Consider the following 22209-nt stretch of genomic DNA (forward strand, 5'->3'; position numbering starts at 1 on the left):
ATAGAATAGAGTGATAAAAACTTGAGAGGTAGTCAACTATGACTGTAAAAATTAATACAAAAGATGGTCAGATTGAGCTATCAGATGACGTTATTGCAACTGTCGTTGGTGGTTCAGCAACAGAAATTTTTGGCGTTGTCGGTATGGCAAGTAAAAGTGCTATTCGAGATAATGTTCAGGCTCTATTGCGCCGTGAAAACTATGCTAAAGGTGTTGTTGTCAAAGCAACTGAAACAGGGATTTCTGTTGATGTCTATACAGTGATGTCATACGGTGTTAAAATCTCTGAAGTATCAAAAAACATCCAAGAACGCGTGAAATTTAATCTTGAAAATCAGCTCGGCCTAACTGCTGATATGGTGAATGTTTACGTTCAAAATATTAAAGTTGTAGGAGAAAACTAGTGTCAAATATTACAACAAGTTTATTCCAAGAAATGGTGCAAGCAGCTGCTACCCGTCTTGGTAAACAGGCAGAATATGTTAACTCGCTTAATGTCTTTCCAGTTCCAGATGGAGATACTGGAACTAACATGAGCATGACCATGGACAATGGTGCTAAAGAAGTTGCAGACAAACCAGCTAATACAGTTGGTCAAGTGGGACAAATCTTGTCTAAAGGTGTCTTGATGGGAGCTCGCGGAAACTCAGGTGTTATTACATCACAACTTTTCCGTGGTTTTGGTCAATCTATCAAAGATAAGACTGAGTTAGACGGTAAAGACCTAGCTCATGCCTTCCAGTCTGGTGTTGAAGTTGCTTATAAAGCAGTCATGAAACCAGTTGAAGGGACAATCTTGACAGTATCTCGCGGTGCTGCAACAGCTGCCATTAAAAAAGCTGAAGAAACTGATGACGCTACAGAAGTTATGCGTGCAGCACTTGAAGGTGCTAAACGTGCTTTGGCTAAAACACCAGATATGCTTCCAGTTTTGAAAGAAGTTGGTGTTGTCGATTCAGGTGGCCAAGGACTTGTCTTCATTTATGAAGGTTTCTTGTCAGCTCTTACTGGAGAGTACATCGCTTCAGAAGAGTTTCAAGTAACACCAGCTGTTATGTCCGAAATGATTAACGCTGAACACCACAAGTCAGTGGCAGGTCACGTTGCAACAGAAGATATCACATTTGGTTACTGTACAGAAATCATGGTTGCACTTGGTCAAGGCCCAACTTATGTTAAAGAGTTCAACTATGAAGAATTCCAAGGATATTTGTCTGGACTTGGGGACTCACTTCTCGTTGTCAATGACGATGAAATTGTAAAAGTTCACGTCCATACAGAAGATCCAGGTCTTGTTATGCAAGAAGGTCTTAAATATGGTGCCCTAATCAAGGTTAAAGTTGACAACATGCGTGGTCAGCACGAAGCCGTTCTTGAAAAAGAAGCTGGCGCTCCAGAACCAGTTCAAGAAGCAAAAGACTTTGGTTTGATTGCTGTTGTTGCAGGGGATGGACTTGCTGAAATCTTCAAGTCACAAGGCGTTGACTACATCATTTCAGGTGGTCAAACCATGAACCCATCAACAGAAGATATCGTCAAAGCAATTGAAGCTGTAAATGCTAAAAATGTCATTATCTTGCCAAACAATAAAAATATCTTTATGGCAGCTCAATCAGCTGCTGACGTAGTGGACATTCCAGCTGCAGTAGTTGAAACACGTACTGTTCCTCAAGGATTTACAAGCTTACTTGCTTTTGATCCATCAAACAGTCTTGAAGAAAACTTTGAAGCTATGACTGCAAGTCTATCAGATGTCGTAAGTGGTAGTGTAACTCTTGCAGTTCGTGATACAACTATTGATGGTTTGGATATTCATGAAAATGATAATCTTGGTATGGTTGACGGTAAAATCGTGGTATCAAACCCTGATATGACGACTACTCTCAAAGAAACTTTTGCTAAGATGATTGATGGAGACAGCGAAATCGTAACAATCTACGTTGGTGAAGATGGAGACCAAGACTTGGCTCAAGAAATCGCTGACTATCTTGAAGATACTTATGACGACGTAGAAGCTGAAATCCACCAAGGAGATCAACCAGTCTACCCTTACTTGATGAGTGTTGAATAACATTATAATAGAAGAAATCGTTTCAGTTTTTTAGCTGAGGCGGTTTTTTAATTCTAGAAGCATGAGTTTGAAAACATTAATTCTGAGAGTATTTAGCTCTGCTATTTTTCCTAAATTATCAACAGAAAGCAGGTTCAAAAGCTGCAATTATCACAATAAAATCTATATACGAAATTTTCTGAAAATTTCTTGACTTTGGCTCAGAAAATGTTAACATAGAGTGTAAGATTGAATGTGTGAGGAGTTAAAAAACGATGAGAAGTGATATGATCAAATTAGGTGTTGATAAGGCACCTCACCGTGGTTTGCTGTATGCAACTGGTCAAGTAAAATCAGCTCGCGATATGCAAAAACCATTTATTGCTATTTGTAATTCATATATTGACATTGTACCGGGTCACGTACACTTGCGTGAGCTTGCAGATATTGCTAAAGAAGCTATCCGTGAGATGGGTGGTATTCCTTTTGAATTTAATACAATTGGTGTAGATGATGGTATTGCCATGGGCCATATTGGGATGCGTTACAGTCTTCCATCTCGTGAGATCATCGCTGATGCTGCTGAGACTGTTATCAATGCTCACTGGTTTGACGGTGTTTTCTACATCCCTAACTGTGACAAAATCACACCAGGTATGATTTTGGCAGCTATGCGTACCAATGTCCCTGCAGTATTCTGTTCAGGTGGGCCTATGAAGGGTGGAGTTGACATGACTGGTCACCAAGCAACCCTTTCTAGCCTCTTTGAAGCTGTGGGTACTTACCAAGCTGGTGATATGACTAAACAAGAACTAGACTTCTTGGAGCAAAATGCCTGTCCAACTTGTGGTTCATGTTCAGGTATGTTTACTGCCAACTCAATGAACTGTCTCATGGAAGTGATGGGCTTGGCCTTGCCAGGAAATGGAACAACTTTGGCTGTTTCTGATGCTCGTCGCGAATTGGTTCGTCAAGCTGCAAAACATTTGATGGATAATATCAAGAATGACTTGAAACCACGTGATATCATCACTAAAGAAGCTATTGATGATGCTTTTGCCCTTGATATGGCTATGGGTGGTTCAACAAACACTGTTCTTCATACTTTGGCCATCGCGCGTGAAGCTGGTATCGAATACGATCTTAAAGACATTAACGAAATTGCTAAGAAAACACCTTACCTTTCTAAAATTGCGCCGTCAAGTGTTTACACCATGCATGACGTTCATGAAGCAGGCGGTGTTCCAGCTATCATTAACCAATTGATTAAAAAGGGTTCTATCAAGGGTGACCGCATTACGGTAACTGGTAAGACGCTTAAGGAAAATGTGGCTGGCGCTGAAATCAAAGATAAAGAAATCATCCATCCAATTGAAGACCCAATCTCACCAGTTGGAGGATTGTCAATCCTCTATGGTAACATTGCCCAAGATGGTTCTGTTATCAAGGTCGGAGGAGTTGATCCATCAGTAACAACTTTCCGTGGTAAGGCTATCTGTTGTGACTCTCAAGATGAAGCTCTTGAGTTGATTGACAATGGAACTGTTCAAAAGGGACACGTTGTGGTTATTCGTTATGAAGGCCCTCAAGGTGGACCTGGTATGCCAGAAATGCTTGCACCGACATCTAAGATTGTAGGTCGTGGTCTTGGTAAAGATGTTGCCCTTATCACAGACGGACGCTTCTCAGGTGCTACACGTGGTATTGCCATTGGTCACGTTTCGCCTGAAGCTGCTGAGGGAGGAAATATCGCTCTTATTGAAGATGGCGATGAAATTGTTATCGACCTTCCAAACCGTACCATTGATTTGATGGTTGATGATGCGACATTGGCAGAGCGTCGCAAAGGTCTCAAACCATTTAAGTCTAAAATTTCAAGTGGCTGGCTACGTCGTTATACTCACTTTGCTTCATCAGCTAACTTCGGTGGCTCAATGATGACAGAAGAAGAATTCCAAGAACGCAAAGCTGAGCGTGAAGCTGCAGAAAAAGCTAGTAAATAAAATAATAAATAAAAAAGCAAGTAATAATGAAGATTAATGCCTTCATCTACTTGCTTTATTTTTAAAAAATGTTATCATAGATACAAGCTTTTTGAATTTTTTGATAATTCGAAATATAATTGAAAAGGAGGAGCTTGTGAAGCAGATTAAATTAAAAGAAGCAAAAACAGGATCAGACCTAGTGCTTGAAACTTTAGCAAATTTAGGTGTTGAAACAATCTTCGGTTATCCTGGTGGTAGTGTCCTTCCTTTATATGATGCCATTTATAGCTTTAAAGGTATTCGCCACATTTTAGCTCGACATGAGCAAGGTGCGGTCCATGAAGCAGAAGGCTATGCTAAGTCAACTGGTAAAATTGGTGTTGCTTTGGTAACATCTGGTCCGGGAGCAACAAACGCTATTACAGGAATTACAGATGGTATGAGCGATAGCGTTCCAATGCTTGTTTTCACAGGTCAGGTGACGACTCCTGGTATTGGTAAAGATGCCTTTCAAGAGGCGGATATCATTGGTATCACAATGCCAATTACCAAGTATAACTATCAAGTTCGTCATGTCACTGACATTCCTCGTATTATTACTGAAGCTGTTCATATTGCGACAACAGGACGTCCTGGTCCAGTTGTTATTGACCTTCCAAAAGACGTTTCTGAAGCTAAAACGACTCATTATAACGACCCTACGGTCAACATTCCAAGTTATCAGCCAACAGTTGAGCCTAACACTCTTCAGGTTCAGAAAATTTTGACTCAACTTAAGAAGTCTAAGAAGCCGGTTATCATTGCCGGCGGTGGTGCTAACTATTCAGGTGCTTCTGAGGAGTTGGTTGCATTTGCGGAACGTTATAACATTCCAGTAGTATCAACTCTATTAAGTCTCGGTGTGATGCCTATTGAACATCCATTATCTCTAGGAATGGGTGGTATGCACGGTTCTTATGCGGCTAATATGGCAATGAGCGAAGCTGATTTCATGATTAATTTTGGTTCACGTTTTGCGGACAGATTGACAGGAAATCCAGCAACCTTTGCTAAACATGCAATAGTTGCCCATGTGGATATTGATCCAGCTGAAATTGGTAAAGTTGTCAAAACACAAATTCCAATCGTTGGTGATGCTAAGAAAGCTCTGCAAATTTTACTTGAGACTGAAACTGTTAAAACACGTCATGGAGAATGGACTGAACATGTCTTGGCTAATAAGGCAAAAGCTCCATTTGGTTATGACTTTGATGAAAACATCATCAAACCACAACACGCTATTGAAACAATTGGTAAGATTACAGACGGTGAAGCTATCGTTGTTACAGACGTTGGACAACATCAAATGTGGGCTGCCCAATTCTATCCATACAAGTATGAACGTCAGATTGTCACATCTGGAGGTCTTGGAACTATGGGATTTGGTATTCCGGCAGCAGTCGGTGCCAAACTAGCTAATCCCGATAAGGAAGTTATCCTCTTTGTAGGGGATGGTGGTTTCCAAATGACTAACCAAGAATTAGCGATTCTCAATGGTTATGGTGTACCAATCAAGGTTGTTTTGATAAACAATCACTCACTTGGTATGGTTCGTCAGTGGCAAGAGTCTTTCTATGATGAGCATCGTTCAGAATCTACTTTTGATGATGAACCAAATTTCCAATTAATGGCAGAAGCCTATGGAATTGCTCATTATAAGTTTTCAAATCCAAATACTTTGGAAGAAGACCTTAAAGTTATTACTGAAAATCGACCAATGCTGATTGAGATTAACATTTCCAACCGTGAACATGTTTATCCGATGGTACCATCAGGAAAATCAAATGCAGAAATGTTGGGGGTGAAGTTTAATGCGTAGAATGTTAACAGCAAAACTGAAAAACTCAACAGGTGTATTGAACCGTTTCACGGGTGTTCTTTCTCGTCGTCAAGTTAATATCGAGTCTATCTCGGTTGGACATACGGTTGATCCTGATATTTCACGTATCACAATCATTATTGATGTCGATACTTTGGAAGAGGTAGAACTTATCATCAAACAGCTTAATCGCTTGATTGATGTTATACGAGTTCGCGATATTACCGATATTCCTCACTTGGAACGAGAAGTTATTTTGGTTAAATTGTCCGCTCCAACAAGCAAACGTGCAGAAATTTTGGCCGTCATTCAGCCTTTCCGCGCAAGCGTTGTTGACGTTGCACCAAAATCAATCACTATTCAGGTGACTGGTGACGCCGATAAGATTGAAGCTCTGATTCGAGTTGTCAAACCTTACGGCATCCAAAACTTAGCTCGTACTGGAGCAACTGGATTCTCGAGAGATTTCTCTTAATCCGCCCCTAATTTTAGTTAATCCTTGCCCTAATGGCAGATTTTAATACTTATGAATTTACCTATCGGGTGATTTTTCAAGAGTAGAATATATTTTATTAGAAAAGAGATACATATACTATGGCAGTAACAATGGAATACGAAAAAGACGTTAAAGTTGATGCACTTGCAGGCAAAAAAATTGCCGTAATCGGATACGGTTCACAAGGACATGCTCACGCACAAAACTTGCGTGATTCAGGTTATGATGTCATCATCGGTGTACGTGCTGGTAAATCATTTGACAAAGCTAAAGAAGATGGTTTTGACACTTATGAAGTAGCAGAAGCTACTAAATTGGCTGACGTTATCATGATTTTGGCTCCAGACGAAATCCAAGCTGACGTTTATGCAGCAGAAGTTGCACCAAACCTTGAAGCTGGTAATGCACTTGGTTTTGCTCATGGTTTCAACATTCATTTTGGTTATATCAAAGCTCCAGAATCTGTTGACGTCTTCATGTGTGCTCCTAAAGGTCCTGGTCACCTTGTTCGTCGTACTTACACAGAAGGTTTTGGTGTACCAGCACTTTACGCTGTTTACCAAGATGCTACTGGAAATGCTAAAGACATCGCGATGTCGTGGGCTAAAGGTGTTGGATCAGCTCGCGTTGGTTTGATGGAAACAACATTTAAAGAAGAAACTGAAGAAGATTTGTTCGGTGAACAAGCAGTTCTTTGTGGTGGTTTGACTGCTCTTATCCAAGCTGGTTTCGAAGTTCTTACAGAAGCTGGTTATGCTCCAGAATTGGCATACTTCGAAGTTCTTCATGAAATGAAACTTATCGTTGACCTTTGTTACGAAGGTGGTTTCAAGAAAATGCGTCAATCAATTTCAAACACTGCTGAATTTGGTGACTACGTTTCAGGTCCACGTGTTATCACTGAACAAGTGAAAGAAAACATGAAAGGTGTACTTGCTGACATCCAATCAGGTAAATTCGCTGATGATTTCGTTAACGACTACAAAGCTGGTCGTCCAAAACTTGAAGCATACCGTGCAGCAGCCGCTGACCTTGAAATTGAAAAAGTTGGTGCTGAACTTCGTAAAGCAATGCCATTCGTTGGTCAAAACGATGATGATGCATTCAAAATCTATAACTAATAGATAATAAACAACCATTCCTAATTTTGGATTGGATAAGAAAAGGGCGAAAGCCCTTTTTGTTGTGAGGTGAATCTTAGTTACATTTATTGATATGCTGTTTTCAGGAAAATGCTGAAAATAGAAAAAACAGAGACTCAGTTGGATTAAATTATGTTATAATATTAGAAATAGACAGAAAATTTTGAACAAAGAAGGTAAATATATGATAACAGCAAAAGATGTTGTGCGTGCCTATGGTGTTTTAAAAGATGTTGTTGAACGTACGCCTTTAGATTTTGACCGATACTTGTCTGAAAAATACGGGGCAACAGTTTATTTGAAACGTGAAAATATGCAAAAAGTTCGTTCTTTTAAAATTCGCGGTGCTTACTATGCTATTCATGAATTGACAGAGGAAGAGAAGAAACGTGGTGTCGTTTGTGCTTCAGCGGGAAATCACGCCCAAGGTGTAGCTTTTACCTGTCATGAGATGAAGATTCCAGCTACTATCTTTATGCCTGTAACTACACCACAACAAAAGATTGGTCAGGTTAAATTTTTTGGTGGCCCTTTTGTAACTATTAAATTGGTTGGAGACACTTTTGATGCCTCTGCTCAAGCAGCTCAAGAATTTACGAAAGCTGAAGGTATGACTTTTATTGATCCTTTTGATAATGCTAATGTTCAGGCAGGTCAGGGGACAGTTGCTTATGAAATTTATGAACAAGCTCAAGAAGATGGGGTTGTATTTGATCAAATCTTTGTTCCTGTCGGTGGAGGCGGTTTGATTTCAGGTGTTTCAACTTATATTAAAGATGTGGCTCCTGAGATTGAAGTTGTTGGTGTTGAGGCAAGTGGCGCTAGAAGCATGCGTGCAGCCTTTGACAAAGGTCGTCCTGTAAAACTCGAAAAAATCGACAAATTTGCTGATGGTATTGCTGTTCAAAGAGTTGGAGACACAACGTATGAAGTTGCTCGTCGCCATGTTGATAAGCTTGTTGGAGTTGATGAGGGCTTGATTTCCGAGACTTTAATTGATATGTATTCTAAACAAGGTATCATTGCTGAACCTGCTGGCGCAGCATCAATTGCTGCTTTAGAGGTTATGAAGGACGATATTAAAGGTAAAACAGTCGTTTGTATCATTTCTGGCGGTAACAATGATATCAACCGCATGCAAGAGATGGAAGAACGTGCCCTTATTTATGATGGGGTGAAACATTACTTTGTGGTCAATTTCCCGCAGCGTCCAGGTGCCCTTAGAGAATTTGTGAATAATATCTTGGGACCAAATGATGATATCACACGTTTTGAGTATATCAAACGTGCTAATAAGGGAACGGGGCCAGTATTAATTGGTATCACTCTTGGCGATAAAAATGACTATCCAACTTTGATTTCTCGCCTGTCTGAATTTGACCCATCTTATATTAATTTACATGGAAATGAAAGCCTTTATAACCTGCTTGTATGAGACTAGAATAATAGGTTGATTCATCCATTAACCCTTGGTATGACTAGATACTTATGTTTTTTAAGATGACAGTTTTTTCTTGACTGGGGTGGGGAAAGTTGTATAATAATCTTATAAATATTGAAGTCAGAGGAGTTTGTCACTGTAGGGGCAGACTCCTTTTTTCATATTTATGAATCCATTTTAACGTTAAAATATCAGATAAATTGTTGACTTTTATTCTCATTAAGAGTAAAGTTGTATTAATTAAAGCGAACAAGAGGTGATAAATATGAACACTACTTGGTTTATCTTGTTTTGTGCAGCCATTGCTATTGGTTCTAGCTTATGTTCCAATAAGGACAAATGATTTTTGGAGGATTTACTCATGTTAACAACCATAATTGTACTTGTTTTCCTTTTTCTTATCGTGTTAAGTGTTGTTGTCAGCACGCTTTATGTGGTGCGCCAGCAATCTGTCGCAATTATTGAGCGCTTTGGTCGCTATCAAAAAACGGCTACCTCTGGTATTCATGTTCGTTTGCCTTTTGGGATTGATAAAATTGCTGCGCGAGTGCAACTGCGTTTGCTCCAAAGCGAAATTGTCGTAGAAACAAAGACCAAAGACAATGTATTTGTTACTTTGAATGTTGCGACACAATATCGTGTTAACGAACAGAATGTTACAGACGCTTACTATAAATTGATGAAACCAGAAGCTCAAATTAAATCATATATTGAGGATGCCTTGCGTTCATCTGTCCCTAAATTAACCTTGGATGAACTCTTTGAGAAAAAAGATGAAATCGCACTTGAAGTTCAACATCAGGTGGCTGAAGAAATGTCTACTTATGGTTACATCATTGTTAAGACCTTGATTACTAAGGTTGAGCCAGATGCTGAAGTTAAGCAATCTATGAATGAAATTAATGCAGCCCAACGTAAACGTGTTGCAGCTCAAGAATTGGCTAACGCAGATAAGATTAAAATTGTTACTGCAGCCGAAGCAGAAGCTGAAAAAGATCGTCTTCATGGTGTTGGTATTGCCCAACAACGTAAGGCTATTGTTGATGGTTTGGCAGAGTCTATCCAAGAACTCAAGGATGCTAATGTTGGCATGTCAGAAGAACAAATCATGTCCATTCTCTTGACCAACCAATACCTAGACACCCTTAACCAATTCGCATCAGGTGGAAACCAAACAATCTTCTTGCCAAATTCACCAAATGGTGTGGATGATATTCGCACACAGATTCTGTCAGCTTTGAAGGCAAGATAGAAGAGATTATTTTAATAATCTAGATAGAAGGTGATTGCTGTGTTAAACGAAAAGACCTGTCCATATTGTGGCGGAAGTGACTTGCTGGAAGCAGAACAAACAACTGGCTATTCTAACGTCAGACCGAGAGGAGCTGTTTTCAGTAGTGGTCAAAAATTATTCATGGATGTCTGTGCCTCATGTGGTACAGTTGTCAGAAGTTATGTTGAAAAACCCGAAAAATTAAGACGATAAAGAAGTCCCAGAAAAGTGAGAAACTTTCCTGGGATTTTTAAGGTTATACTTAACAAAAATCACAATCTAAAAAACAGCCCCCAACGGTTTTTGTTGGGAGGCTGTTTTTTATTAGGGTAATTCTTATTTCAAGAAACGTTTCAAGAACTCTTTTGTACGCTCTTCTTTTGGGTTTTCAAAGATTTGCTCAGGTGTGCCTTCTTCGGCGATAAGGCCTTGATCCATGAAAATGACACGGTCAGAGACGTCTTTGGCAAATTCCATTTCGTGGGTTACGATAATCATGGTCAAGCCTGATTTAGCCAGGTCTTGCATAGTTTTAAGAACTTCTCCAACCATTTCTGGGTCAAGAGCAGAAGTAGGCTCATCGAAGAGCATGGCTTCTGGATTGACAGAAAGGGCACGGGCGATAGCCACACGTTGTTTTTGTCCGCCAGAAAGTTGTTTAGGTTTAGCCTTCCAGTATTGTTCAGTCATACCAACTTTGTTGAGGTTTTCTTTGGCAATAGCTTCCGCTTCTGAACGTGGGCGTTTTAATACAGTTGTTTGAGCTACAATTGCATTTTCGAGAACATTGAGATTATCAAATAGGTTGAAGGATTGGAAAACCATACCAAGTTTCTCACGATAATTGTTTAAATCGTAACCTTTGTCCAAGACATTTTCACCGTGGAAAAGGATTTCACCAGCAGTTGGTTCTTCCAAAAGGTTAATAGAACGAAGGAAAGTTGATTTCCCAGAACCTGATGATCCAATGATTGAGATCACCTCTCCTTTATTAACAGAGAGGGAGATATCTTTAAGAACTTCGTTTTGCCCAAAAGATTTTTTCAAATGTTTAATTTCAAGTATTGCTTGTGACATTATTTCACGACCTCCGTTTGCATTTGGTTAGCACCAGTTGTGTATGTGTCAGCATCAAAACGTTTTTCAATATAGCGCAAGATGCGAGTCACAGTGAAGGTGAGCACGAAGTAAATGAGGGCAATGATTGTGAAGGTTTGGAAGTATTGGTAAGTCTGAGTAGCCACTGTATTTCCTGAGAAATAAAGTTCAACAACTGAGATAACGTTCAACACAGATGTATCCTTGATATTGATGACAAATTCATTACCAGTTGCAGGCAAGATATTGCGAATAACTTGAGGAAGGACAATCTTGCGCATGGTTTGACCGTGTGTGAATCCAAGGGCTGTTGCAGCTTCAAATTGCCCTTTATCAACGGCGAAGATACCACCGCGTACAATCTCACTCATGTAAGCACCGGTATTGATTGATACGATGAAGATCGCAGCGAGTGTACGGTCGATAGAAATTCCAAAGGCTTGAGCAGTCCCGTAATAGATAACCATAGATTGTACAATCATAGGAGTCCCACGGAATACTTCAATGTAGACATTAAGGAACCAACCAAAGACTTTTTGAAGAAGAGCTAGCGCTTTGTTTGCTGCTTTTGGAGCTGTTCGATAAACACCAATCAACAAACCGATAAAGAGACCAACAATGGTACCAACCATTGAGATAAGAAGTGTAATACCTGTACCTCGTAGGAATTGTTTCCAGTTCTTTTTAAGAATTGCCCAAACTTGCTGGAAGAAGTTTGGTGTCTCTTCCTCATCACTGCTTTCAGCAGGTTGCTTAGCAATCATGTCATCCATGAGTGCAACACGTTCGTCTTCTGAAATCGTCTCAAGAACGGCGTTGACTTTAACAAGATTTTCAGTATCATCCTTACGAAGACCAACAGCGATGGCAGCATCTGATTCAGAAACCTCGAAACCAGGATCAAGTGTGATCATTTTGAATTTTTTGTTGGCACTTTCAGCTGTCATAGCTTCTGGACGCTCAGAGATGTAGGCATCAATAATTCCTGAAGCAAGGGCCTGACGCATTTGAGAGAAGTCACCCATCGGTGTTTGTGCGTTGGCACCAACTAGTTGAGGTAGAAGGTTGACGTGCCAAACACCTTGTTGTGCAGTAATTTTAGCACCTGAAAAATCTTCAATTGTGCTAGCATTAGCAAAATCCCCATCTGTTGAAACGACCAAAACTGGTTCACTAGTGTAGTAGGCATCTGAGAAGGCAATTTCTTGTTTACGTTCCTCAGTTGGGCTCATACCAGCAGCAATCATGTCAATTTTTCCAGATGTAAGTGCTGGAATCAATCCTGTCCATGATGTTTTAACAACCAACAGTTCCTTGTCCATTGATTGAGCAATTTTTTTAGCAATTTGAACATCATAACCGTTAGCGTATTGATTTGTCCCTTCAATTGGAACAGCTCCGTTTGAATCATCGTTCTGTGTCCAGTTGAAAGGAGCGTAAGCTGCTTCCATCCCAACACGGAGGTACTCGTCTGCTTGTACGGTTGACATGCCGCCAAAGGCAAGTAGTACAGCAGCGAATAAGCTTAAAAGTACTTTTTTCATTAAAAACTCCTAATTTAGTAATATGCTTATATTTTACAGGAAAAGAGCCTTGATTTCAATATAAGTGGTCTTTGAATCGGAATATTTAGACATTTTTTGGTAAAAAATTCAATTATCAGTCAATCGTTGCTAGCTTATATTTTTGTAAAAGATACTGGTTACCCATTGTTCTATAAAATGTATGGAAGTATATAAGTTTAGAAATATAAATTTAAGGTTAAAGCCGTCTATTTATTCAAAATTTTGTTATAATGAGGGGAACATATTTTTGAGGAGATATCATGCTGATTATTGAATTATTAAAAGCTCTTTTTCTAGGGATTGTTGAAGGAATCACTGAGTGGCTTCCTGTATCTAGTACAGGACATCTGATCTTGGTACAAGAGTTTATGACTCTTAATCAAAGTCAAGATTTTATTGACATGTTTAACATTGTTATTCAATTGGGTGCTATCTTAGCCGTTATTGTGATTTATTTTGAACGTTTAAATCCATTCCAGCCAGGGAAATCAGCGCGTGAGGTGCGTTTGACTTGGCAGTTGTGGTTAAAGGTTGCCATTGCTTGTATTCCATCAATTATTATTGCTCTTCCTTTTGATGATTGGTTTGAAGCTCACTTTAACTTTATGGTACCAATTGCCATTGCTTTGATTGTTTACGGGATTGCTTTTATTTGGATTGAAAAACGCAATGCTGACACAGAACCAAAAGTAACAAGCTTGGCTCGTATGTCTTATAAGACAGCGCTCATGATTGGTATTTTTCAAGTTTTAGCAATTGTTCCTGGTACGAGTCGTTCAGGTGCCACAATCTTGGGGGCTATTATTGTTGGGACTAGTCGTGCTGTTGCAACAGACTTCACTTTCTTTTTAGCTATTCCAACAATGTTTGGTTACAGTGGTCTTAAAGCAGTTAAATTCTTTTTAGATGGCAATATCCTTAACTTTGGACAAGTTCTTATCCTATTGGTTGCTAGTGTGACAGCCTTTGTTGTCAGTCTCTATGCCATTAAGTTCTTAACAGATTACGTTAAAAAACACGATTTTACTGTCTTTGGGAAATACCGTATTGTCCTTGGAACAATCTTGTTAATCTATTCTTTTGTGACTTGGATTTTTTAAGAAACTTCCATTATCATTACTTGATGAAACTATTTAGGGATTGGACCTTGTGTCCAGTCTTTTTTACTATAAAGAATAGTTGAAATCGGAGATTTCTAACAGAAGATAAACAGCTTTTTAAGTGGTTTTATACTCAAATAAAATCAAAATCAGTCAAGGAAGTAAGACGAAAGTACTAGGGTAGGGCAAGTCGAAACTGACGTCTATCATTTTGTTTTTAAAAGAGTATTAACGGGTTATTACTAGCTCTGCTATTACCAAGACTAGCCTTGAAATTGAAATATGGTCATATTTACTGTATAATGAAATAACTACTCGTGCGAGGTGAATTAGTATGGAAATGAAACAAATCAGTGAGACGACACTGAAAATAACAATTAGCATGGAGGATTTGGAAGAACATGGCATGGAGCTTAAGGACTTCCTTATCCCTCAAGAAAAGACTGAGGAGTTTTTCTATAACGTTATGGATGAACTTGATCTGCCTGATAATTTCAAAAACAGTGGTATGCTCAGTTTTCGCGTGACACCAAGGAAAGATCGTATTGATGTCTTTGTGACTAAGTCTGAAATTAATAAAGATTTAAACTTTGAAGATTTAGCAGATCTTGGTGATGTATCAAATATGTCCCCAGAAGATTTTTTCAAGACATTGAAACAAAGCATGCGCTCTAAAGGTGACACGGATGCCCATGAAAAGCTTGAAAAAATCGAAGAAATAATGGAAGCTGTCGCGGACGAAGCTATGAATGAGCAGGCTGTTGAAGAGTCTGAGGAAGCAGTGGAACCAGCTGACTACGTTCACTATGTGTTGGATTTTGCTAGTCTGGAAGATGCTGTACTTTTTTCTAAAACGGTTGATTTTCCTGTTGAAGCTTCAGAGTTATATAAACAGTCTGATGCTTATCATATGACTGTTTTGCTTAATTTAGTTAATAAACCAAGTTATTTTGCTAATGTCATGTATGCTCGTATGTTAGAACATGCAGCTCCTGGTACTAAAACACGCGCTTATCTCCAAGAACATGGCGTTCAGCTGTTAATGGATGATGCTGTTCAAAAACTACAATTGATAGATTTGGTGTAATATGAATTCTTTTACCATTGAATATATCCTGGTCTTGATAGGAGCTTTCTTAATTTCCCTGATTTTGTCTCCTTTGGTTAGATTCTTAGCTTTTCGAATTGGGGCTGTTGATAACCCGAATGCAAGACGTATTAATAAGGTTCCTATGCCAACTGCAGGGGGATTGGCGATTCTAATTTCTTTTTTAATCAGTACCTTGATTATCATGCCCTTTGTGACAGAACGAAATTTTTTAGGGCAAACCTATTTTGATTTTATTCTCCCTATAACAGTAGGGGCTGTCATTATTGCTGTAACTGGATTGATTGATGATATTGTAGAATTATCACCTAAACTGAAGCTCTTAGGTATTGTAGTAGGTGCTCTGGTTATCTGGTTCTTTACAGACTTTAGATTTGATAGTTTTAAGATTCCGTTTGGGGGACCTTTGCTTGAATTTAACGGTTTCTTTACCTTTATCTTTACCATTATTTGGATTGTCGGTATCACAAATGCAGTTAACTTAATGGATGGATTGGATGGATTGGTTAGTGGTGTTGCTATTATCAGCTTGCTGACCATGGGTATTGTTTCCCAGTTCTTTTTACCTATGCCAAACCTCTTTTTGACGCTGACAATCTTTGTACTGATTGCTTCAATTGCAGGATTCTTCCCTTATAATTACAACCCAGCTATTATCTACCTTGGAGATACAGGGGCCCTCTTGATAGGTTTCTTGATTTCAGTTTTGTCTCTTCAGGGTTTGAAAAATGCTACCGCTGTTGCAGTTGTAACTCCTGTTATTATTTTAGGAGTCCCAATTATTGATACCGGTGTTGCAATCATCCGTAGAACCTTATCTGGCCAGAAATTCTATGAACCAGATAAAATGCATCTCCATCACCGTCTCTTGGCTATGGGCTTCACCCATCGCGGAGCAGTATTGGTCGTTTATGGAATCGCTATGCTTTTCTCCCTAACATCTCTCTTGCTTAATCTTTCTAGTCCAATTGGTGGTGTCTTACTTATGGTGGGACTTCTGTTTGGTATAGAAATCCTGATTGAGGGTATAGAAATCTGGGGAGTAGGACGAACACCGCTCTTTAATCTTCTGAAATTCATTGGGAATAGTGACTATCGACAGGCGACTCTTCTCAAATGGAAAACCAGGAAAAAGTAAACATAAGGAAAGCCTATTAAGGCTTTTTTTGTTATAATTTTAAATGTACTGATATCCTAGCAGCTACTTCATCAAGGGAGCTTGAGGGCTAGATATCAGAAATTTAACAGTTTTTAGCAGTATAAACTGTCTGATTTTTCCAAAAACACCGCACGGGGAGTTCTCTGTGCAGCTATAAATGAAAAAGGAGTTGTACAAATGTCTGTACTTGAAATAAAAAATCTTCATGTGTCTATCGAAGATAAAGAAATTCTTAAAGGCGTGAACTTGACGCTTAAGACTGGTGAAATTGCGGCTATCATGGGACCAAATGGTACTGGTAAATCAACACTTTCAGCAGCTATTATGGGTAACCCAAACTATGAAGTGACTGAAGGTGAAATTCTTTTTGATGGTCAAAATATCCTAGACCTGGAAGTTGACGAACGTGCCCGCTTGGGACTTTTCCTTGCTATGCAATACCCATCAGAAATTCCAGGAATCACAAATGCAGAATTTATCCGCGCAGCTATGAATGCTGGTAAAGAAGACGAGGATAAAATCTCAGTTATGGATTTCATCACAAAATTGGATGAAAAAATGGAACTTCTTGGCATGAAAGAAGAAATGGCAGAGCGTTACCTCAATGAAGGTTTCTCAGGTGGTGAGAAAAAACGTAATGAAATTCTTCAACTCCTTATGCTTGAACCTAAATTTGCCCTTCTTGATGAAATTGACTCAGGTCTTGATATTGATGCCCTTAAAGTGGTTTCAAAAGGTGTTAATGCCATGCGTGGTGAAGGCTTTGGTGCTATGATCATCACTCACTACCAACGTCTCCTCAACTACATTACTCCAGATGTGGTTCATATCATGATGGATGGTCGTGTAGTTCTCTCAGGTGACGCTAGCCTTGCTGCTCGCTTGGAAAAAGAAGGTTACGCTAAATTGGCTGAAGAACTTGGCCTTGAGTACAGCGAAGAAGTTTAAAAGTCATTGACTTCTAAAAGATAAAGGAGGACCTATGACTAAAGAAACAATCATAAACTTTTCACAAGCCCACGCTGAACCAGCTTGGTTGCAAGATCGTCGTTTGGCGGCTTTTGAAAAAATGGCAGAGCTAGAATTACCAACTATTGAACGTGTCAAGTTCCACCGCTGGAATCTTGGTGACGGGACAATCGCTGACAGTGAAGCGTCTGCTAATGTACCAGATTTTACTGCAACTGGAGACAACTTGAAATTGGTTCAAGTGGGTACACAGACTGTCTTTGAACAAGTACCAGCTGACTTATTAGCCAAAGGTGTTGTTTTCACAGATTTTTACTCAGCCTTGGAAGAAATTCCAGAGGTCATTGAAAAGCATTTTGGATCTGCTCGTCCATTTGACGAAGACAAACTTGCTGCTTATCATACTGCATACTTTAATAGCGCAGCTGTTCTCTATGTCCCTGATAATGTTGAAATTGACCAGCCTATCGAAGGTCTCTTTTACCAAGATAGCTCATCAGCTGTGCCATTGAACAAACATATCCTTATCATCGCTGGCCGTCATTCAAAATTCAGCTACTTGGAGCGTTTTGAAACCATTGGTCAAGGTCAGGAAAAAGCGACTGCTAATATTGGTGTTGAGGTTGTCGCCTTGGATGGTAGCCAAATTAAGTTTGCTTCTATCGACCGTTTGGGTGATAATGTGACAACCTACATCAGCCGTCGCGGTCGTCATGGTAATGATGCTACCATCGACTGGGCACTTGGTGTTATGAATGAAGGTAATGTCATCGCGGACTTTGATTCAGACTTAATCGGAAATGGCAGCCATGCTAACCTTAAGGTTGTGGCAGCTTCATCAGGTCGTCAGGTTCAAGGGATTGACACGCGCGTCACAAACTATGGACACAATTCTGTGGGCCATATCCTTCAACATGGAGTTATCCTTGAGCGTGGGACACTGACCTTCAACGGTATTGGTCATATCATCAAGGGAGCTAAAGGAGCAGATGCTCAACAAGAGAGTCGTGTTCTTATGCTTTCTGACCAGGCCCGCTCAGATGCCAACCCAATTCTCCTCATTGATGAGAATGAAGTCACGGCTGGACACGCTGCCTCAATCGGTCAAGTTGACCCAGAAGACATGTACTACCTCATGAGCCGTGGCTTGGACAAGGATACTGCAGAGCGCTTAGTTATCCGTGGATTCCTGGGATCAGTTATTACTGAAATTCCAGTCAAAGATGTTCGTGACGAAATGGTTGCAGTCTTAGATAGCAAATTAGATAAACGTTAATAGTTTTGGACACCTAATAGGTGTGTCAAAATAGAAAGTAAGAAAGAGGAGATTTTATTGTTAGATATAAAAAAAATTCGTCAGGATTTTCTCATATTAGATCAAATTGTCAACGACGAACCTCTTGTTTATCTTGACAATGCTGCTACTACGCAAAAGCCCCAGCAGGTCTTAGATGCTCTAAATGACTACTATCACACCACCAATGCCAATGTGCATCGTGGAGTTCATACCCTAGCAGAGCGTGCGACGGCAGCCTATGAAGCTAGTCGTGAAAAAGTACGTAGCTTTATTAATGCCAAGTCAACTAAGGAAGTTCTCTTCACGCGTGGCACTACAACAGGTCTTAACTGGCTAGCCAAGTTCGCAGAAGAGATTTTGCAGGAGGGTGATGAGGTTCTCATTTCCATCATGGAGCACCATTCAAACATCATCCCTTGGCAAGAGGCTTGTCGCAAGACAGGAGCTAAGTTGGTCTATGCTTACATTAAAGATGGTGCCCTTGATGTGGATGATCTGCGCAGCAAATTGTCACCAAAGACAAAGTTCGTCAGCCTAGCCCATGTCTCAAATGTTCTAGGTGCTATTGCACCTGTTAAGGAAATAGCAGAGCTGGCTCATGGCGTTGGTGCCTACATGGTAGTTGACGGTGCTCAATCAGCCCCTCATATGGCTATTGACGTTCAAGACCTAGATTGTGACTTCTATACCTTATCAGGGCATAAAATGCTAGCTCCTACAGGGATCGGTGTCCTTTATGGTAAGGAAGAAATCCTTAATCAAATGTCGCCTGTTGAATTTGGTGGCGAGATGATTGATTTTGTCTATGAACAGGAAGCTACTTGGAAGGAATTACCTTGGAAATTTGAGGCTGGCACACCTAATATTGCAGGTGCCATTGCCTTGGGAGCTGCTCTTGACTATCTTACTGAACTTGGTATGGACCAAATTCATGCCTATGAACAAGAATTGGTTAATTATGTCTTGCCAAAATTGCAGGCTATTGAGGGATTGACTGTCTATGGCCCTCAAGATCCAAGCCAGCATGCAGGGGTTATAGCTTTTAACATTGATGGCTTACATCCACATGATGTGGCGACTGCCCTAGATTATGAAGGGGTAGCTGTTCGAGCTGGTCATCATTGTGCTCAGCCCCTCATTAATCATCTGGGAATCTCATCAGCTGCCCGCGCCAGCTTTTACATTTACAACACAAAAGCTGACTGTGATAAGCTTGTTGATGCGATTTTAAAAACAAAGGAGTTTTTCAATGGCACTTTCTAGATTAGATAGCCTTTATATGGCAGTGGTTGCTGATCATTCTAAAAATCCTCACCATCACGGGGTTCTGGAAGATGTTGAACAAATTAACCTAAATAACCCTACTTGTGGTGATGTTATTAATTTGTCTGTTAAGTTTGACGGTGATGTCATTTCGGATATTGCCTTTGCGGGTGATGGCTGTACTATCTCTACAGCTTCATCCAGCATGATGACAGATGCCGTTATTGGCAAAACAAAGGACCAGGCCTTGGAATTAGCAGACATTTTTTCTAAAATGGTCCAAGGTGAAAAAGCTGACAGTCAGAAAAGACTAGGAGAAGCTAGCTTCTTAGCTGGCGTGTCAAAATTCCCACAACGCATCAAATGCTCAACGCTTGCCTGGAATGCCCTCAAAAAATCCATCGAACGTAGTGAGATGTAATCGCGCCAGGAGCGAAAGCAGTCGATTATACTGCTTGAAGCGACTTAGTCAGTCTCCGAGCTAGTTTCACTGGAAACTAGCGTCCTGAAACGCCTTGCTTTAGCAAGCGCTGAAGGAGGAGAGTGGAACGTAGTGAGATGTAATCGCACCAGGAGCGAAAGCAGCAGTAGAGATTGAAGTCTTTTAAACTTAAGAGAAATAGATAGTAACAGTTCATAGCTAGCCGACTTGGTTAGAGCAACTGTGAAATAGAAAAAACGAAAGAGAACAGAATATGTCAGAAAATGAAAAAGTAGAACCAAAGCCAATTGACCTTGGTGAATATAAATTTGGTTTTCATGACGATGTTACCCCTGTCTACTCAACAGGAAAAGGTTTGAGCGAAGAAGTGGTTCGTGAATTATCAGCAGCCAAGGGTGAACCTGAATGGATGCTAGACTTCCGTCTCAAATCACTGGCGGCTTTCAAAAAGATGCCAATGCAAACCTGGGGAGCCGACCTATCAGACATCAACTTTGATGATATTATTTACTATCAAAAAGCATCTGATAAACCAGCCCGTGACTGGGATGATGTCCCTGAAAAAATCAAGGAAACCTTTGAACGTATCGGAATCCCTGAAGCAGAACGTGCTTACTTGGCCGGAGCTTCAGCCCAATATGAATCAGAAGTGGTTTACCATAACATGAAAGAAGAGTTTGAGAAGCTAGGTATCATCTTTACGGATACAGACTCAGCCCTCAAAGAATATCCAGACCTCTTCAAGCAGTATTTTGCTAAACTTGTTCCTCCTACGGATAATAAATTAGCTGCGCTAAACTCTGCCGTTTGGTCTGGCGGAACCTTCATTTATGTCCCTAAAGGTGTTAAAGTGGATATCCCGCTTCAAACTTATTTCCGTATCAACAATGAAAATACGGGTCAATTTGAACGCACCTTAATTATTGTTGACGAAGGAGCAAGTGTTCACTACGTTGAGGGCTGTACTGCCCCAACTTATTCTTCAAACAGTCTCCATGCGGCAATCGTTGAAATCTTTGCCCTTGAGGGATCTTACATGCGCTACACAACCATTCAAAACTGGTCAGATAACGTTTATAACCTTGTTACAAAACGTGCGCGTGCCCTTAAAGATGCTACTGTTGAATGGATTGACGGAAACCTTGGTGCCAAAACAACTATGAAATACCCATCTGTTTATTTGGACGGAGAAGGAGCGCGTGGAACTATGCTCTCTATTGCCTTTGCCAATGCAGGGCAACACCAAGATACAGGTGCTAAAATGATTCATAACGCACCGCATACCTCTTCCTCAATTGTTTCAAAATCAATTGCTAAATCAGGAGGAAAAGTTGACTACCGTGGACAAGTTACCTTCAATAAAGACTCTAAAAAATCAGTCAGTCATATTGAATGTGATACTATCCTCATGGATGACATCTCTAAATCAGATACCATCCCATTCAACGAAATCCACAACTCACAAGTAGCCCTTGAGCATGAAGCTAAGGTCTCAAAAATTTCAGAAGAACAACTCTACTACCTCATGAGCCGTGGCCTCTCAGAACAAGAAGCCACAGAAATGATCGTCATGGGATTCGTAGAACCATTCACAAAAGAACTTCCAATGGAATACGCCGTCGAACTCAACAGACTCATCTCCTATGAAATGGAGGGGAGCGTGGGCTAATTTGAATAGAGGCTGGGCAAAAACTAGCTTCAAAATAAAACCACACAGTGATTTCCGTCTCGAAAACAATCAAGATGAAAGAATCACTGTGTGGTTTTTGAGTATGTGATGTTTTTGAGCCTAGATTCTTGGCCAATTTTGTGAGATTCATACTCATGAAGAGGAAGCCGACTTCCGTTTGGACGGCTTGATTACCTCTAACGTGAACTCTGCGAACGCCAAAAACACTCTTCAATCGGCCAAAAACGGGTTCGACATCGATTTTCCGTTTGGCGTAGATACGAGAGCCTTCTT

Annotated in this window: 20 protein-coding genes; 17 read left to right on the forward strand and 3 right to left on the reverse strand. The window is 40.1% G+C overall.

What is annotated here, in order from left to right; genetic code table 11:
- Positions 1–38 precede the first annotated feature (38 nt).
- The 9 genes from F601_RS0105040 to F601_RS13085 all read left to right on the forward strand — a co-directional run bounded on the left by F601_RS0105040 (position 39) and on the right by F601_RS13085 (position 10458).
- Positions 39–404, forward strand: a complete 366-nt coding sequence (locus F601_RS0105040) for an Asp23/Gls24 family envelope stress response protein (RefSeq protein WP_018164579.1) — start codon at positions 39–41, stop codon at positions 402–404.
- A complete protein-coding gene (locus F601_RS0105045; RefSeq protein ID WP_018164580.1) occupies positions 404–2071 on the forward strand; it encodes a DAK2 domain-containing protein in 1668 nt (555 codons plus the stop codon). Before F601_RS0105040 ends, F601_RS0105045 begins: the two co-directional genes overlap by 1 nt.
- 254 nt (positions 2072–2325) lie before the next feature.
- Positions 2326–4053 carry a dihydroxy-acid dehydratase gene (ilvD, locus tag F601_RS0105050; RefSeq protein ID WP_018164581.1) on the forward strand — a complete coding sequence of 576 codons (1728 nt, stop codon included), beginning with the start codon at positions 2326–2328 and terminating at the stop codon, positions 4051–4053.
- A 136-nt stretch (positions 4054–4189) separates the two neighbouring features.
- Entirely contained in the window at positions 4190–5893 is a 1704-nt protein-coding gene (locus F601_RS0105055; RefSeq protein ID WP_018164582.1) for an acetolactate synthase large subunit, read from the forward strand.
- Entirely contained in the window at positions 5886–6368 is a 483-nt protein-coding gene (gene ilvN / locus F601_RS0105060) for an acetolactate synthase small subunit (protein ID WP_018164583.1), read from the forward strand. Before F601_RS0105055 ends, ilvN begins: the two co-directional genes overlap by 8 nt.
- A gap of 119 nt (positions 6369–6487) precedes the next feature.
- Positions 6488–7510: a ketol-acid reductoisomerase gene (gene ilvC, locus F601_RS0105065; protein WP_018164584.1), complete on the forward strand. Its 1023-nt coding sequence runs from the start codon at positions 6488–6490 to the stop codon at positions 7508–7510.
- A gap of 205 nt (positions 7511–7715) precedes the next feature.
- Positions 7716–8966: a threonine ammonia-lyase IlvA gene (gene ilvA, locus F601_RS0105070; protein WP_018164585.1), complete on the forward strand. Its 1251-nt coding sequence runs from the start codon at positions 7716–7718 to the stop codon at positions 8964–8966.
- 367 nt (positions 8967–9333) lie between these two features.
- Entirely contained in the window at positions 9334–10224 is an 891-nt protein-coding gene (locus F601_RS0105075) for an SPFH domain-containing protein (RefSeq protein WP_018164586.1), read from the forward strand.
- Positions 10225–10263: 39 nt separating this feature from the next.
- A complete protein-coding gene (locus tag F601_RS13085) occupies positions 10264–10458 on the forward strand; it encodes a hypothetical protein (protein WP_074485590.1) in 195 nt (64 codons plus the stop codon).
- Positions 10459–10581: 123 nt separating this feature from the next.
- Here the strand turns inward: F601_RS13085 and F601_RS0105080 are convergent, their stop codons facing one another.
- The gene (locus tag F601_RS0105080; RefSeq protein ID WP_018164587.1) at positions 10582–11322 is read right to left on the reverse strand and encodes an amino acid ABC transporter ATP-binding protein; all 741 of its coding nucleotides are present in this window, start codon (positions 11320–11322) and stop codon (positions 10582–10584) included.
- Complete coding sequence (locus F601_RS0105085; RefSeq protein ID WP_018164588.1) at positions 11322–12887, reverse strand: ABC transporter substrate-binding protein/permease; 1566 nt, start codon at positions 12885–12887, stop codon at positions 11322–11324. Before F601_RS0105085 ends, F601_RS0105080 begins: the two co-directional genes overlap by 1 nt.
- A 281-nt stretch (positions 12888–13168) precedes the next feature.
- Here F601_RS0105085 and F601_RS0105090 point away from each other — a divergent pair, with 281 nt between their 5' ends.
- From F601_RS0105090 to sufB, 8 genes are all read left to right on the forward strand, one after another.
- A complete protein-coding gene (locus F601_RS0105090; protein WP_018164589.1) occupies positions 13169–14008 on the forward strand; it encodes an undecaprenyl-diphosphate phosphatase in 840 nt (279 codons plus the stop codon).
- A gap of 334 nt (positions 14009–14342) precedes the next feature.
- Positions 14343–15095 (forward strand): adaptor protein MecA, encoded by a 753-nt coding sequence (gene mecA / locus F601_RS0105095; protein WP_018164590.1) that lies wholly within the window; start codon positions 14343–14345, stop codon positions 15093–15095.
- A gap of 1 nt (position 15096) precedes the next feature.
- Positions 15097–16254 (forward strand): glycosyltransferase family 4 protein, encoded by a 1158-nt coding sequence (locus tag F601_RS0105100; protein ID WP_018164591.1) that lies wholly within the window; start codon positions 15097–15099, stop codon positions 16252–16254.
- 198 nt (positions 16255–16452) lie between these two features.
- Complete coding sequence (gene sufC / locus F601_RS0105105; RefSeq protein WP_018164592.1) at positions 16453–17223, forward strand: Fe-S cluster assembly ATPase SufC; 771 nt, start codon at positions 16453–16455, stop codon at positions 17221–17223.
- Positions 17224–17257: 34 nt separating this feature from the next.
- Complete coding sequence (gene sufD, locus F601_RS0105110; protein ID WP_018164593.1) at positions 17258–18520, forward strand: Fe-S cluster assembly protein SufD; 1263 nt, start codon at positions 17258–17260, stop codon at positions 18518–18520.
- A 51-nt stretch (positions 18521–18571) separates the two neighbouring features.
- Positions 18572–19804 (forward strand): cysteine desulfurase, encoded by a 1233-nt coding sequence (locus F601_RS0105115; RefSeq protein ID WP_026183114.1) that lies wholly within the window; start codon positions 18572–18574, stop codon positions 19802–19804.
- A complete protein-coding gene (gene sufU / locus F601_RS0105120) occupies positions 19791–20225 on the forward strand; it encodes a Fe-S cluster assembly sulfur transfer protein SufU (protein ID WP_018164595.1) in 435 nt (144 codons plus the stop codon). The genes F601_RS0105115 and sufU overlap by 14 nt, the downstream gene beginning before the upstream one ends.
- A 274-nt stretch (positions 20226–20499) precedes the next feature.
- On the forward strand, positions 20500–21915 hold the full coding sequence (sufB, locus tag F601_RS0105125; RefSeq protein WP_018164596.1) for a Fe-S cluster assembly protein SufB: 1416 nt from the start codon (positions 20500–20502) through the stop codon (positions 21913–21915).
- On the opposite strand, the gene F601_RS12885 is transcribed toward sufB, so the two are convergent.
- Positions 21881–22209, reverse strand: a 329-nt coding sequence (locus F601_RS12885) for a transposase (protein ID WP_155979157.1), incomplete at its 5' end; no start/stop codon positions are given. The genes sufB and F601_RS12885 overlap by 35 nt on opposite strands.

This window comes from Streptococcus henryi DSM 19005 (assembly GCF_000376985.1).
In the GTDB taxonomy this organism is placed as follows: domain Bacteria; phylum Bacillota; class Bacilli; order Lactobacillales; family Streptococcaceae; genus Streptococcus; species Streptococcus henryi.